14 protein-coding genes are annotated in these 15,694 nt (G+C 40.9%); 8 read left to right on the forward strand and 6 right to left on the reverse strand.

The annotated features are described in order from the left end of the window. Positions 1-28: 28 nt before the first annotated feature. Positions 29-664 carry a hypothetical protein gene (locus tag NSQ52_RS07225; protein ID WP_216895036.1) on the reverse strand — a complete coding sequence of 212 codons (636 nt, stop codon included), beginning with the start codon at positions 662-664 and terminating at the stop codon, positions 29-31. Positions 665-937: 273 nt separating this feature from the next. Further along, a complete protein-coding gene (locus tag NSQ52_RS07230) occupies positions 938-1,117 on the reverse strand; it encodes a DUF5325 family protein (protein ID WP_003211596.1) in 180 nt (59 codons plus the stop codon). Between the two features lie 113 nt (positions 1,118-1,230). Between NSQ52_RS07230 and typA the strand changes: the two genes are divergently transcribed. Further along, positions 1,231-3,069 carry a translational GTPase TypA gene (typA, locus tag NSQ52_RS07235; protein ID WP_012009833.1) on the forward strand — a complete coding sequence of 613 codons (1,839 nt, stop codon included), beginning with the start codon at positions 1,231-1,233 and terminating at the stop codon, positions 3,067-3,069. 54 nt (positions 3,070-3,123) lie between these two features. Next, a complete protein-coding gene (locus NSQ52_RS07240) occupies positions 3,124-3,447 on the forward strand; it encodes a YlaH-like family protein (protein WP_007499841.1) in 324 nt (107 codons plus the stop codon). A 29-nt stretch (positions 3,448-3,476) separates the two neighbouring features. Here NSQ52_RS07240 and NSQ52_RS07245 read toward each other — a convergent pair whose 3' ends face one another. Both NSQ52_RS07245 and NSQ52_RS07250 read right to left on the reverse strand, forming a co-directional pair. After that, on the reverse strand, positions 3,477-3,707 hold the full coding sequence (locus NSQ52_RS07245) for a YlaI family protein (protein WP_008345063.1): 231 nt from the start codon (positions 3,705-3,707) through the stop codon (positions 3,477-3,479). Between the two features lie 309 nt (positions 3,708-4,016). Further along, positions 4,017-4,634 carry a YhcN/YlaJ family sporulation lipoprotein gene (locus tag NSQ52_RS07250; RefSeq protein WP_039168625.1) on the reverse strand — a complete coding sequence of 206 codons (618 nt, stop codon included), beginning with the start codon at positions 4,632-4,634 and terminating at the stop codon, positions 4,017-4,019. Positions 4,635-4,774: 140 nt separating this feature from the next. Between NSQ52_RS07250 and NSQ52_RS07255 the strand changes: the two genes are divergently transcribed. Further along, on the forward strand, positions 4,775-6,097 hold the full coding sequence (locus NSQ52_RS07255) for a PhoH family protein (RefSeq protein ID WP_342474105.1): 1,323 nt from the start codon (positions 4,775-4,777) through the stop codon (positions 6,095-6,097). Positions 6,098-6,112: 15 nt separating this feature from the next. On the opposite strand, the gene NSQ52_RS07260 is transcribed toward NSQ52_RS07255, so the two are convergent. After that, entirely contained in the window at positions 6,113-6,595 is a 483-nt protein-coding gene (locus tag NSQ52_RS07260) for a hypothetical protein (protein WP_008345056.1), read from the reverse strand. A gap of 120 nt (positions 6,596-6,715) precedes the next feature. Here NSQ52_RS07260 and glsA point away from each other — a divergent pair, with 120 nt between their 5' ends. The 5 genes from glsA (at position 6,716) to NSQ52_RS07285 (ending at position 14,730) form a co-directional block, all read left to right on the forward strand. Then, positions 6,716-7,645, forward strand: a complete 930-nt coding sequence (glsA, locus tag NSQ52_RS07265; protein WP_019743436.1) for a glutaminase A — start codon at positions 6,716-6,718, stop codon at positions 7,643-7,645. Between the two features lie 122 nt (positions 7,646-7,767). Then, the gene (locus NSQ52_RS07270; protein WP_003212509.1) at positions 7,768-8,049 is read left to right on the forward strand and encodes a YlaN family protein; all 282 of its coding nucleotides are present in this window, start codon (positions 7,768-7,770) and stop codon (positions 8,047-8,049) included. 210 nt (positions 8,050-8,259) lie between these two features. Next, positions 8,260-9,471 carry a putative lipid II flippase FtsW gene (gene ftsW / locus NSQ52_RS07275; protein ID WP_008345051.1) on the forward strand — a complete coding sequence of 404 codons (1,212 nt, stop codon included), beginning with the start codon at positions 8,260-8,262 and terminating at the stop codon, positions 9,469-9,471. 79 nt (positions 9,472-9,550) lie between these two features. Continuing rightward, the gene (gene pyc / locus NSQ52_RS07280; RefSeq protein ID WP_342474028.1) at positions 9,551-12,997 is read left to right on the forward strand and encodes a pyruvate carboxylase; all 3,447 of its coding nucleotides are present in this window, start codon (positions 9,551-9,553) and stop codon (positions 12,995-12,997) included. A gap of 299 nt (positions 12,998-13,296) precedes the next feature. After that, entirely contained in the window at positions 13,297-14,730 is a 1,434-nt protein-coding gene (locus tag NSQ52_RS07285) for a deoxyribodipyrimidine photo-lyase (protein WP_327878357.1), read from the forward strand. A gap of 39 nt (positions 14,731-14,769) precedes the next feature. Here the strand turns inward: NSQ52_RS07285 and NSQ52_RS07290 are convergent, their stop codons facing one another. Continuing rightward, positions 14,770-15,693, reverse strand: a complete 924-nt coding sequence (locus NSQ52_RS07290) for a heme A synthase (protein WP_024720295.1) — start codon at positions 15,691-15,693, stop codon at positions 14,770-14,772. Position 15,694: the final 1 nt, after the last annotated feature.

Raw genomic sequence — 15,694 nt, forward strand, 5'->3', positions numbered from 1 at the left:
GGATGAACCGGATGGGGGTTTTTTGAGCTTAGTTCAATTTTTCTTTAGCAATTTGAACTGCATCATAGAATGTTTTTAATTGCTCTTGAGGAATTTTCTTAAGCAATTGGTTGAAAACAAGTAATTCAGTAGAGCTGAATCCAAGACCTTTAGCGATTTTAGAATCAATTACAACGTTTCCTTTTTTGTCTAGAACAAGTGCATCACCAGCAAGATCAGCAATTCTGATCACTGATTTGAAAAGCTTTTCGAATTTAGTTGCTTCTTCTTTAGTAAGACCAAGTTCAACAGCTTTTTCTGCATCAAAAACTAATTTTCCTTTTTCGTTTTTAGAGATGCTTTCACTGAAAACGATTGTAAGAACAGCTGCGCGATCTAAGAATTTCTCAGCAGTCGCCGCTTCTTCTTCAGTCAAACCGAGCTCAACAGCTTTTTTCACATCAAATGTGTAGCTGTTGTCTTCCTCAACAAATGAATTGATGAGAATGCTGATAACACGCTCGTTTTTCTCCAATAAATCTTTAATAATTTGTTGCTGCTCAAAAGGAATCCCTTTGAAAGTTGCAGCGCTTGCTTGCCCAGGAGCTACTGTTGTGAAAGTAAAAATGATAGCTAAAGCGAAAAATACAACAGAGCTGAGCGATTTGCTCAAAAACTTCTTCATGCTTCTTTTCTCTCCCTTTTCTGTTAAATTTTGTTGCAAGAACAGCATACCATGAGAAACTTTGTGGAAGAATAGGAAAAATGTAACTTTGTGTTTGATTTTGGAGAACTATAAAAGTTCTTGTCGAAAAATGGAGGAGTTCAGATTGCTTAGATTTGCCAACACTATATGAAATTTTTAGTTGAATCATTAGTGTTACATAGGTGGTTGGTCTTGTTTTTACCCAAAATAAAAGCCTTCTACATGTAAAATGTAAAAGGCTTTTCATAAATTTTATGATTGTACGTTTAATTTTCGTTTTAATGTAAATCCTGTACCCATGAAAATCATGGCGAACACAATACTTAGACAAATACCCAGCACGTTTTTTTCTGCAAGAGTTACCCCAATAAACGCCATACTGACAACCGCAAGTAATGCACATAATAATAGAAGCCATTTGATTTGTTTCATTTGTCTCCATCCCTTTTTTTAGAGTTAATATAAGTTTACAGAAAAACGATCGGCATTTAAAGGGGATTGTGATATAATATGAAAGTTATCTAATTATTTTAGGAGATGAAAATGTGAAACTTCGAAAAGACCTTCGCAACATCGCAATTATTGCCCACGTTGACCATGGTAAAACGACGCTTGTTGACCAATTGCTCCATCAAGCTGGTACTTTCCGTGCGAATGAAAATATCGCTGAGAGAGCCATGGATTCAAATGATTTAGAGCGAGAGCGCGGTATTACGATCTTAGCTAAAAATACTGCGATCCATTATAAAGATACACGCATTAATATTTTAGATACACCAGGACACGCCGATTTCGGTGGTGAAGTTGAGCGTATCATGAAAATGGTAGATGGTGTACTTCTCGTTGTGGATGCATATGAAGGTTGTATGCCTCAAACACGATTCGTGCTAAAAAAAGCACTTGAGCAAAACTTAACACCAATTGTTGTTGTCAATAAAATTGACCGTGACTTTGCTCGTCCAGCTGAAGTAGTCGATGAAGTCATTGACTTGTTCATTGAATTGGATGCAACAGAAGAACAGCTTGAATTCCCAGTTGTGTATGCATCAGCAATCAATGGTACAGCAAGTAACGATGCTAGTAAGCAAGATGAAAACATGGAATCGTTGTTTGAAGCGATTGTCAACCATATCCCATGCCCAGTCGACAACCATGAAGAGCCGCTTCAATTCCAAGTGGCACTACTTGATTACAATGATTATGTTGGAAGAATTGGAATTGGCCGTGTATTTAGAGGGACGATGCAAGTAGGACAGCAAGTTGCTCTAATGAAAGTGGATGGCAGTGTAAAACAATTCCGCGTGACGAAGATTTTTGGTTTCCAAGGGTTAAAACGAGTGGAAATCAATGAAGCGAAAGCTGGAGATCTTGTTGCAGTATCTGGTATGGAAGACATCAACGTAGGGGAAACAGTCTGCCCGGTAGAGCACCAAGAGGCATTGCCGATCCTTCGTATTGATGAGCCAACACTTCAAATGACATTTGTTGTGAACAACAGCCCATTTGCAGGTCGTGAAGGAAAATACGTGACGTCACGTAAAATTGAAGAGCGTTTAGAACAGCAGCTTCAAACAGACGTAAGTCTTCGTGTAGATCCAACGGATTCACCTGATGCTTGGGTCGTATCAGGACGCGGTGAGCTTCACTTATCAATTCTGATTGAGAATATGAGACGTGAAGGATTTGAACTGCAAGTATCGAAGCCAGAAGTTATTGTAAAAGAAGTTGACGGTGTTCGATGTGAGCCTGTTGAGCGCGTTCAAATTGATGTACCTGAAGAGCACACTGGCTCTATCATGGAATCAATGGGCGCAAGAAAAGGTGAAATGATTGACATGATCAATAATGGTAACGGTCAAGTTCGCCTGATCTTTACAGTGCCATCACGTGGTTTAATCGGATATACAACTGAATTTCTTTCATTAACTCGTGGTTTTGGTATTTTGAACCATACGTTTGACAGCTACCAGCCGATGCAGTCTGGTCAAGTTGGCGGACGCCGTCAAGGTGTACTTGTTTCAATGGAAACAGGTAAAGCAACTGCTTACGGAATCCAAGGCGTTGAAGAGCGCGGTGTGATTTTCGTTGAGCCGGGTGTTGAAGTATACCAAGGAATGATTGTTGGTGAGCATAACCGTGAAAACGATCTTGTTGTCAACGTGAGCCGTATGAAACAACAAACAAACGTACGTTCAGCGACAAAAGATCAAACGGTTAGTATGAAAAAACCACGTATTATGTCACTTGAGGAATCTCTTGAGTACTTAAATGAAGACGAATACTGTGAGGTTACACCGGAATCTATCCGTTTAAGAAAGAAAATTTTAGATAAAAACGAACGTGAGAAAGCAGCGAAGAAGAAAAAGCTAGCAGGATTATCTTAATTCCATGAAGAATTAAAAAGATAGAACCCTGAAAGATAAGGGGAGGGAATCTTTTTGAATGATCAGGAAGTAAGTGAGAATCTATCCTTTTTCGCGATGCTGTTTCGTGTCGATGAAAATCCGCAAACAGGGATGTGGCTCTTATATGGCACCATCCTTGTTTTAGCGATTATTGTTTTTAAACTCGGCTTTGCTAGACGTTTACCGATTTTAAAAGCACTTGTCATTTATTTGTTTTTGATTTTTGGCTGCACGTTTCTCACATTTCTAGGTATCTTCTTGCCAGTCGCAGAAGGCCTGGTTGTGGCAGCTGTCATTTTGATTATTTATAAAATACGGCTGCATCGTGCGAAAAAAGAAGGAACAGTAAGTACGTAAAAAAGACCTGAACTTGTGTCAGGTCTTTTTTACGTCTTCTGTTCTTTTTTTCCTTTTTTCTTCTTTTTCTCTTTCGTCGCAGGATCTTGATAAAGAGAGAATCTGCCAGTTTTGATGCGTGCCTCTGTCTTTACTTTAATTCTTTCCTGGCAGTCATCGCACATATATGTATGAATCGGTCGATTTCTTAACCGTTTAGCAACAAGTGTATCATCATTAATGGTTTCAAGCTTTTCACATAATGAGCACTTCACTCTCATCATTTTCACCTCACTTTGGTCATGCCTTCATTATAGCATGTTTTTTGAGCCACTTAAAATCAGCATAAAAAAGGCTTATATCACAAGAGATATAAGCCGCAGCGTGTAGACAAACCCTCGCATTCGGTGTCAGTCCTGCGCTTCGGTGCTCACGAATGTCAAATTCGCTCCGCGCCGATGCTCGTCCTTCCTAGGGCTGCAAAGGTTTTCTATCACGCTGAAAAGAAGACAAAGAGCCAAAATAAAGTTCATTTTAGCCCTTTGTCAACAATCTGATGATTATATCACAATAGATATAAGCCGTTCTCATTATTTCTTCTGATTCATATGATGGTTTGATTGATCATTTTGGTTTTTTTCTAATTGCTTTTGATCTTGTTGTTTGAGCTGATGATTCGGATCATTTGTCGGATCTATTTCGTTACGGTCGATTTCATTTCGAGGCATTTCTGGCATAACACGGCCCACAATAGCTGCTAATTCGTCCATAATTCCACTTACTGGCCTGCCAGCTTGTATTTCTTTGCCCATTTCCTTTAAACGGCTCACTGTATCTGGATCAGCGACGACAACAGCATTCGCACCTTCTGGGTCATTTTTCAGTGCTTTGGCGACTGAATATTTAATGGTTTCAACTTTGCTTCTATCTAAATCATCTTTTACATCAATGCCGACGACAGCATACTTGCCGATGACGATCGCTGTTGCGTCATTTACATCTGCTACATGCTCAGTCACATTCACTAGGTGCTTTGCCACATCTGTTGATGGGCGGGCTTTGTCAGTGTTTTTCTTGGATGAGTCTGATACTCTTACTAAATGCTTGTTTCCGTCTTGATGTTCTTGTGCCAAAGGCTTCTCTTGATGTTGGCAAGCGCCTAATAAAAGAATGGTTTGAACCATGAATAACGTCAAAAATAGTCGCATGTGTATTCCCTCCTTCACAAACTGCATGATTTATTTTATTGTTGAATTAACCTTCTAACTTTATTCATGAAAACATATATTTTAACAATCGTTTTTGGAAAGACAAGGATGAATGAAACCCCGATCAGGAGGCGAAGGACCTGAGTAAAATTTATGTATTAGACACAAATGTGTTATTACAGGATCCGAATTCAATCTTTTCATTTGAAGACAACGAGGTCGTGATTCCGGCCGTAGTGTTAGAAGAAGTAGACTCGAAGAAGAGATATATGGACGAGGTTGGGCAAAATGCACGACGTGTCTCACGTTTAATCGACGGATTGAGATCGAAAGGGAAACTGCATGAAAAAATTACGCTGGAGTCAAAAGGAACGCTGCGTATTGAGCTGAATCATCGCTCTTTCCACGAGCTTCAAGAAATTTTCATCGAAAAAACAAACGATAACCGAATTTTGGCTGTTGCGAAGAATTTGAGCCTAGAGGAAGAAACAAAACCGGATGGCCGGCCTGTTATTTTGGTCAGCAAAGATGTCCTAGTGCGAGTAAAGGCGGATGCCATTGGTCTGCAAGCAGAGGATTTCTTAAGCGATCGAGTGCTACAAAATGAAGACATTGATAACGGCTATCACGAGCTCTATATTCCGACTGAGCAGCTGAATACATTTTATAAGCAAAATCAGTTACCGATAAAAGAAGTCACCCAGGCGCCATTAAACCCTCATCAATTTATCATTATGAAGGGAAATGAAGGTGGTTCTGCTTTGGGGATGCTTGATCAAAAAGCAGAGCATGTAAAACGGCTTATTTATGACCAAGAACATATTTGGGGAATTCGCCCAAAAAATGTCCAGCAAACGATGGCGCTTGAGTTACTTTTACGCCGCGATATTCCGCTTGTGACACTTATCGGAAAAGCGGGAACAGGAAAGACACTGCTTGCGCTTGCTGCTGGATTAATGCAGACAGAGGACCTCGGCATGTTTAAAAAGCTCATCGTGGCCCGCTCCATTGTTCCTGTTGGTAAGGACTTAGGGTATTTGCCAGGCGAAAAAGAAGAGAAGCTCAGACCGTGGATGCAGCCGATTTATGACAACCTAGAATTTTTATTTAACACAAAAAAAACTGGTGAACTCGATGCGATACTAGCGGGCATCGGTTCAATTCAAGTGGAAGCTTTAACGTATATTCGCGGGAGAAGTATCCCTGATCAATTTATCATTATCGATGAGGCGCAAAATTTAACAAAACACGAAGTGAAAACATTATTAACGCGGGTTGGTGAGGGAAGTAAAATTGTGCTGATGGGAGACCCAGAGCAGATTGATCACCCTTATTTAGACAGCTTAAATAATGGGCTCACATATGTCATTGAGCGTTTCAAAGGGCAGCAAATATCTGGACATGTCAAGCTTGTCAAAGGAGAAAGGTCTGGACTTGCACAGCTTGCAGCTGATTTATTATAGTCCAGACCCGTCATCTTATGTAATGATTAACTCTTTGACGCCTTTAATCGGCTGAGTGATGTTGGACTGATCCTCGAAATATACGTGGATTGGTCCTTCTTCTGTTATAGGCTTTCCATTTTGGCTGAAATGGGCAATGCTATCCATCGCCTTAGAGAGCGGAACAGCAATTGTTTCTGTTTCTGTGACAAATTCACACGTCTCCGCTTGTTCGAGCGGTTCTGCATTTTTTATCATGTCGCCAAGTTTCATCCCGAAGCTTCCTGTGACAAGTCTTTCTTTTTCGTACTTTTTCTCTGTTTTTAATGTGGGTGGAAGTGTTTGACCTTCTCTTATGACCCGCTCTTGATCGAGTTCCTGATCTAGCTGCTGCTCTTCGTTTGCTGCACTTTTCTCAAAAAATGAATCCATTAAAAATTTACGGTCATCAAAAATCCATACACTCGGATCAATGGTGATCTTGTATTGTACGTTCCCCTTGATTTGAATAATACTCATGTTCAAGACAACCCCTTTCCAACATAAATTATAGAAGTTTTCGCCCGCTTTGTCACTTTCATAAACATGCACCTCCTTGTACACACTACGATTAGACGAAAAATAGGGAGGATTTTGGGCATGGCATGTCGTGACAATGAAGAGCTTCAGCGATTTGTAGAAGAGGCAAAAAAGGTGGCCAAAAATGGAAAGGTAGCATCCTATATTCCGGCACTCGGTAAAGCGGATCAATCGGATTTATCTGTCGCTGTTTATCATGTGAGTAATACGTGCCACTCAGCAGGGGATGTTGATAAACGATTCACCCTGCAAAGTATTTCAAAAGTATTAGCACTGGCGCTCGTGCTCTCAGAAGAAGGACCGAAAAAAGTGTTTCAATATGTTGGACAAGAACCGACTGGCGACCCGTTTAATTCGATGATTAAACTAGAGACAGCAAGCCCCAATAAGCCGCTTAACCCAATGATTAATGCAGGAGCGCTTGCCGTTACAAGTTTAATAAGAGGGGCAACGCCGCAAGATCAGCTGAACCGGCTGCTTGGTTTTATTAGAGAGCTTGCCAATGACACCACCATTACATATTGCAAAGAAACCGCTGCATCCGAATTTGAAACATCAATGATTAACCGCGCAATGTGCTATTATATGAAGCAATATCATATCATTAAAGGGAATGTAGAAGAGGTGATGGATGTCTATACGAAGCAGTGCGCCGTCATGATGAATAGCCTGGATTTGGCGAAGATCGCGTGTGTTTTTTCATTAGATGGCAGGCATCCAGAGACAGGAAAGCAAATTCTTTCGAAAGATGTTGCTAGAATTTGTAAAACGTTTATGGTCACATGCGGTATGTACAATGCGAGCGGGGAATTTGCGATCAATATCGGAATCCCTGCTAAAAGTGGTGTTTCAGGCGGAATTATGGGGGCGGCGCCATACGACTTTGGGATAGGTATATTTGGGCCTGCTTTGGATGAAAAAGGGAATAGTATTGCGGGTATTAAGCTGCTTGAACTCATGAGTGAAAAATATGAGATGAGTATCTTTTAATGACGAATGGCTTCTTTTTATTTTTACAGAGCGAACTGTACAAATCTGCTTGCAATTTTGGGCGTTTCGCTTTATGATAAATAGAAGAATTAGGTACTCGCCTGGGGAACGGAGGGATACTTTTGGCGTCAGAAATTTTAGTCGATCATCGGCAAAAAGCACTGGCTTTATTAAAATTGGATGCAGATAAAATTTTAAAATTGATCCAAGTGCAAATGGACAACTTAACGATGCCGCAATGTCCTCTTTATGAAGAGGTTTTAGATACTCAAATGTTCGGATTATCGAGAGAAATTGATTTCGCTGTCCGGCTTGGATTAGTTGATCAACATGAAGGCAAAAAACTACTCGATAAACTTGAGAGAGAACTATCCGCACTTCATGATGCGTTCACAAAAAAATAATGATTGAAAACTCAAACTTCCACAACATAAGTTTGAGTTTTTTTGTCCGCCTTTTTATTTTGATTGATGCCAAACGGACTTGATTGTCTCATGAAAGACGAACAATATAAAGAGGTAAAACGGGATCAAACGGAGAAAATGTAGTAGAATAAGAACAGCTAAGAGAAGAGAATATCAAGCAGTAGAAATAGACGTTAGGAAGAGGATTATATGTTAAAGAGAATGCTAAAATCGTATGACTACTCATTATTGTTCGCCATTATATTAATTAGCGCATTCGGCTTGGTGATGGTGTATAGCTCAAGTATGATTACATCTGTGATCAGATATGATGCTGCGCCAGATAATTTTTTCAAGAAACAGCTTTTATTTATGATTGTCGGGGCGGTCATCTTGATTTTTACAGCCCTCATTCCGTATCAGCTGCTCTTAAATAAAAGATTCCAAATTGTGATGCTTTTGCTATCTGTGTTTTCTCTCATTTATGTGTACTTTGGCGGTCACATTGCAGGGAATGCTAGAAGCTGGATCAAATTTGGGCCTTTTAGTCTTCAGCCAGCGGAATTCGTGAAGATCGTTGTCATCATTTATCTTGCTGCTGTCTATGCAAAGAAGCAGCATTATATTGACCATATTTTAAGAGGGGTTACACCTCCAATTGTGGTTGTCTCCATCCTATGCGGATTTATTATTTTGCAGCCAGACTATGGGACAGCTTTTATCATTGGTATGATTGCCCTTGCGATGATTTTATGCTCAGGGTTTAGCGGTAAAACGCTGGCCAAGCTGCTCGCTTTATTTAGTGCGGTGATGGTTGTTGTGACACCGTTTATTATTCTTTTTTGGGATAAAATTTTCACGCAGAATCGTCTTGGACGTTTTGAGAGTTTCCAAGATCCATTTAAAGACGCAGGCGCTTCTGGGCATCAATTGATTAATTCATATTATGCGATTGGATCAGGCGGCTTTTTTGGGCTTGGTCTTGGAGAGAGTGTACAAAAGTATGGATACCTTCCAGAACCGCATACAGATTTTATCATGGCAATTATCTCGGAAGAGCTTGGTTTTTTCGGTGTATTTTTTGTCCTTGCTCTCCTTGGCTTTATTGTTGTGAAAGGTTTTTACATTGCGAGAAAGTGTGAAGATCCGTTTGGAAGTTTGCTTGCAATAGGAATTTCTTCAATGATTGCCATCCAAACGTGTATTAATTTGGGCGGTGTTTCAGGTCTCATTCCGATCACTGGGGTCACACTTCCGTTTATCAGCTACGGGGGATCCTCTATCATTTTACTGAGTGGATGTATGGGAATATTGCTGAATATCAGCATGTTTACTGAATATAAAGAGCGTTATAAAAAGAAAAAATCAATCAGCAAACCATCGATTCAAAAAAATGGATTGCAGAAAACTTTGAATCTTTAGAAAACAAAAGTGTACAGTTTTCATTTCTTCCTTTATTATAGAGTACATATAAAATTTTAAGGGATATGGAGGAGTGAGAATGTCACAGAGAACAATTCAAAAGGTTCTAGTTGCAAACAGAGGGGAAATCGCTATCAGAGTCTTTAGGGCCTGTACGGAGCTCAACTTACGTACAGTGGCCATTTACTCCAAAGAAGACTCGGGCTCTTATCATCGCTATAAAGCCGATGAAGCATATCTAGTTGGAGAAGGGAAAAAGCCGATTGATGCCTACCTTGATATCGAGGGGATCATCGAAATTGCAAAACGAAATGACGTGGATGCAATTCATCCAGGATACGGATTTTTATCTGAAAACATTCATTTTGCAAGACGATGCGAAGAGGAAGGCATCCAATTCATCGGCCCAACTTCTCAACATTTAGATATGTTTGGAGATAAAGTAAAAGCGAGAGATGAAGCGAAAAAAGCTGGAATTCCAGTCATTCCAGGAAGTGACGGGCCAGTTGATTCGGTCAAAGAAGTCGAAAAATTCGGTGAAGAATACGGTTACCCGTTTATTATTAAAGCTTCACTTGGAGGCGGCGGCCGAGGTATGCGGATTGTCAGATCAAAAGAGGAGCTGAGCGAAGCCTATGACCGTGCAAAGTCAGAGGCGAAAGCGGCTTTTGGAAATGACGAAGTATACGTTGAAAAGCTGATTGAAAATCCGAAACATATTGAAGTGCAGGTGATTGGAGACAATCACGGCAATATCATTCATTTATATGAGCGTGACTGCTCTGTTCAAAGGCGTCATCAAAAAGTCATTGAGGTTGCACCAAGTGTGTCTCTTTCTAATCAATTGCGTGAAGACATCTGTGAAGCGGCTGTTCAGCTGGCCCAGAATGTATCGTATATCAATGCAGGGACTGTAGAATTCCTAGTGGCAAATGGCGAGTTTTATTTTATTGAAGTCAATCCTAGGGTCCAAGTGGAACACACGATCACAGAAATGATCACAGGTGTCGATATCGTCCAAACCCAAATTCTTGTCGCAAAAGGACATGACCTCCACAGCAAAGAAGTCGGGATACCAAAACAAGAAGATATCTTTACACATGGATTTGCCATTCAATCAAGGGTCACAACAGAAGATCCTTTGAATGATTTTATGCCAGATACAGGAAAAATCATGGCTTACCGTTCAGGCGGTGGTTTTGGTGTACGTCTTGATACAGGGAACAGCTTCCAAGGTGCGGTGATTACACCTTATTACGATTCACTGTTGGTCAAGCTGTCAACTTGGGCACTTACATTTGATCAAGCTGCGGCTAAAATGGTCCGAAATTTACAAGAATTCAGGATTCGCGGTATTAAAACAAATATTCCGTTTCTTGAAAACGTTGCAAAGCACGAGAAGTTTCTAAGAGGGGAATATGATACATCGTTTATTGATTCAACACCTGAGCTATTTAACTTCCCTAAGCAAAAAGACCGCGGAACGAAAATGCTTACTTATATTGGTAACGTTACCATTAATGGGTTCCCTGGTATTTCGGAAAATAAGAAGCCTCATTTTGATCAACCAAATGTGCCGAAACTTGCTGTCCATGAAACGATACCTTCTGGAACAAAACAATTGTTAGACAAGCATGGACCTGAGGGGCTCGCCAATTGGGTGAAAGAGCAAAGCGGTGTACTCTTAACGGATACAACCTTTAGAGACGCACATCAATCCCTGCTTGCAACACGCTTTAGAACGCACGACTTAAAGAAAGTTGCGCAGCCAACCGCAGGCTTATGGCCAGAGTTATTCAGTATGGAAATGTGGGGCGGTGCTACATTTGATGTGGCATATCGTTTCTTGAAAGAAGATCCTTGGGAAAGATTGAAAGAGCTTCGTCAAGAAGTGCCAAACACCTTGTTCCAAATGTTATTAAGATCATCAAACGCTGTTGGATATACAAACTATGCGGATAATGTGATTAAAGCATTTGTAAAGGAATCGGCAGAGGCAGGCATTGACGTCTTCCGTATTTTTGACAGCCTAAACTGGGTCAAAGGCATGACGCTTGCTATTGATTCTGTTCGTGAATCAGGCAAAGTGGCAGAGGCAGCGATTTGTTATACAGGTGATATTCTTGATCCATCACGTCCGAAATATGATTTGAAATATTATGTCTCTCTTGCGAAGGAGCTTGAATCCGCAGGCGCTCATATTTTAGGCATTAAAGATATGGCGGGATTATTAAAACCGCAGGCGGCTTATGAACTTGTATCTGCTCTAAAAGACGAGCTCACGATTCCAATCCATCTTCATACACACGATACGAGTGGAAATGGACTCTTCACCTATGCAAGAGCGATTGATGCAGGTGTTGATATTGTTGATGTTGCTGTCAGCTCTATGGCGGGGCTCACATCACAACCAAGTGCGAGCTCATTATATTATGCTTTAGACGGACATGAAAGAAAGCCCGAAATGAATGTTCAAGCGGTTGAACGTCTTTCTCAATATTGGGATTCCGTCAGAAAATATTACCATGAGTTTGAAAGCGGAATGAATTCACCGCATACAGAAATTTATGAGCATGAAATGCCTGGTGGCCAGTATAGTAACCTGCAACAGCAGGCGAAAGGGGTCGGCCTTGGCGACCGCTGGAATGAAGTAAAAGAAATGTACAGACGTGTAAATGACATGTTTGGTGACATTGTGAAAGTGACACCGTCTTCTAAAGTGGTCGGAGATATGGCACTTTATATGGTGCAAAACGATCTGACAGAAGAGGATGTTTATGAAAAAGGAGCAACACTGGATTTCCCAGATTCGGTTGTTGAATTGTTTAAAGGCTATTTAGGACAGCCTCATGGTGGATTCCCAGAAAAGCTGCAAAAGCTGATTTTAAAAGGGGAGGAGCCGCTTACTGTCAGACCGGGTGAGAAACTGAAGCCTGTGGACTTTGAAGAGATCAAAAAGCAGTTCAAAGAATCACATGATCTGACGTTGACAGAACAAGATGCCATTGCATATGCTTTATACCCGAAAGTCTTTTCTGAATTTGTTCAAACAGCAGAAAGCTATGGAGATATCTCTGTTCTTGACACACCAACCTTCTTCTACGGCATGAGACTTGGTGAAGAAATTGAGGTGGAAATTGAAAAAGGGAAAACCCTCATTGTCAAACTCGTGTCCATTGGAGAACCGAATCCGGATGCTACAAGAGTGCTTTACTTTGAACTGAATGGACAGCCGCGTGAAGTGGTCATTAAGGATGAAAGCATCAAATCCTCCGTTCAAGAAAAAATGAAGGCAGATCGCTCAAATCCAAATCACATTGCCGCATCGATGCCAGGTACTGTGATCAAAGTGCTTGTTGAAAAAGGACAGAAAATTTCTCAAGGTGAGCACTTGATGATCAATGAAGCGATGAAAATGGAAACGACGGTACAAGCACCGTTCTCAGCAATCGTGGATGAAATTCATGTCACGAATGGAGAAGGGATTCAAACTGGAGATCTGTTGATTGTCTTAAAGCCTGAATAATGAGTGAGACACATCCACTGCGATGTGTCTCAGCGTATAGACAAACCCTTGCATTCTTTGTCAGTCCTGCGTGCTGGTGCTCACGAATGTCACATTCGCTCCGCTCCAGTACTCGTTCTTCCTAGACTTCAAGTGCTTTCTATCACGCTGAAAAGAAGACAAAGGGATAAAATAAAGAGCATTTTAGCCCTTTGTCAACAATCCAAGACACATCCCCTGCGATGTGTCTTTTTTTGAGCGCATTAAAATGTGCAGCCGCCCGCTAGAGTGATTACACTATAGAATGAGGTGAAGAAAGAGTGGAAATTGTCGTGATTTGGTTTCGCCGAGATATGCGATTGGATGATCATATCGCCTTATCAAAAGCGATCACATATGCAAAAAAACATCAGTACCGATTATTTGCTTTTTATCATCTAGATCCATTTTTTACAGAAATGGAACTGGATTTGAACAACGAACATTTCTTTCAAAACTTGGCCAATTTCGTCAAGGAAGCGAGAGAATCTCACATGTATGTTCATCTCATTCATGATGATATTTTGTCCGCTTTTCAAAAGCTCATGAATGCTTATGACATCAATGCGGTCTTTTTTAATGAGGACGAAGTAGGAAATGGTCGAATTCGTGATGAGCAAGTGACCTGTTTCTTAGAAGAAAAGGGCATTCATGTGTCAAAGTGGCAAGATACGCATCTGCATGGGGCGAGAGATATTTTAAAAGCGGATGGTTCTCATTATCAAGTGTTTACTCCATACTACCAAGCGTGGCGGAAGCAGGAGAAGCAGTCTGTGATAAAAGTTGACAAATCATTTCTGAGCAGTGAGCATACGATTTGTGATGAGTCACTTTCTGAAAAGGGAGATGCGAAACTAAGGGACATCATCAAGAAATGTACAAGGAAATTCGATCAGATTGGATCAGACAAAGCGATGAGCACGCTAGGCGGCTTTATTCAAGAAAGATTGACGCATTATCATGAGAAACGAGATATTCCGTCTGTTTTTGGGACGAGCAAGCTGTCTCGGTTCTTAAAAACCGGGACCATTTCTATTCGCACGATCTTTCATGCAGTCAATGAGGAAGAACTTTTTGAAGATGAGGGCAAGGAAACATTTATGAAAGAGCTAGCGTGGCGCGATTTTTATCATATGATCTTTGCGCATTATCCAGAGATGAAAGAAAAAGAAATCAACTCCTCCTTTCAACATATAAAATGGAATGATGATGAGACACTTTTTGAAGCTTGGTGTAAAGGACAAACAGGCTTCCCACTCGTTGACGCTGGGATGAGACAGTTAAATGAAGAAGGCTGGATGCATAACCGTTTGAGAATGGTGACGGCTTCATTCCTGACAAAAGATTATCTCATCGATTGGAGAATGGGCGAAGCGTATTTCGCGAGAAAACTTGTCGACTATGATGAGGCTTCGAATATTGGAGGATTTCAGTGGGCAGCCTCTGTCGGAACGGATGCTGTTCCTTACTTCCGTATTTTTAACCCAACGACCCAGTCGAAACGATTTGACCCAAGCGGAGAATATATTAGAAGGTATGTACCAGAACTAAAGCATGTGAATGAAAAATGGATTCATGAACCGAGTAAAATGCCGATAGATGAGCAAATGAAATCGGGATGTGTGCTGGGGGATACATATCCTCTGCCTACAGTCGATCATCAAGAAAGACGAAAAAAAGCCATTTCGCTATTTGAAGAAGCGAAACGAACATAAAAGAAATCCCCCTTTTCGGATGAAAGGGGGATTGTATGTTTATCTGAAAGGCTCTCTATTTTCATATTTAAACCGGGCAATGAGTAAGCAGAAGTAGCATAGTACCCCAAATAAACAAGAAATAAAGAATGAATGAGCAAGCGCATAACCGAGTGCGAGCTGAGAATAAACAGACATGACACCAGAGATCGCTTGAAGTGTAATCAGAATGGCTGAAATGATCCATCCATAATACAGCTGCTTTTGTTCTTTATAATGTTTAAGGGCATGGAACATCGCAACAAATATCCAAACGAATAAAAGAAGGGCTGCTGCTCGGTGAGACATTTGAACCCATTGATTAAAATACGCTGGAAGTGCGCCGTCTTTTGAACAAAATGGGAAGACAGAGCATGCAAGACTTGATTTTGTATGTCTCACATAGGCGCCCGTATACACCACAATATACGTATATGTGATCAACCCATAAATATGGAACTGCATTCTTTTGCCGATATGAAGCGGCTTCACAAGCTTTGTTTCAGATCTGGTGGCTTCAAACACAAGCAGTGCCAGCAGTAAAACGGAAGCAAAAGAAATCAGTGAAATACCGAAGTGCAGTGCCATGACAAGTGCGTTAGAACCAAACACAACGGCGAGTGCCCCTAACAGCGCTTGAAGCAGTAAGAATATAATGGACATGATGACCAAAAATTTGGTTTCACGGAATACTGGACTGATTTTTTTCCAGCATAAGACCGCCAGTGCCAATACAAGAATGGTGGAAACTCCTGTTGACATGCGGTGGCTCCATTCGATAATGGAAGCAGGGTTCATTTCTGGAAAGAAACGACCGTGGCAAAGGGGCCACTGTCTGCCGCAGCCAAGACCGGAGCCAGTTTTCGTCACAAGCGCACCGCCAATCAGAACGATCAGCATCACAAATGTTGTGACAACGCTCAATAACCTTAAAGCAAATTTCATC

The organism is Bacillus sp. FSL W8-1141 (genome assembly GCF_038593205.1).
GTDB classification, from domain to species: Bacteria; Bacillota; Bacilli; order Bacillales; family Bacillaceae; genus Bacillus; species Bacillus altitudinis.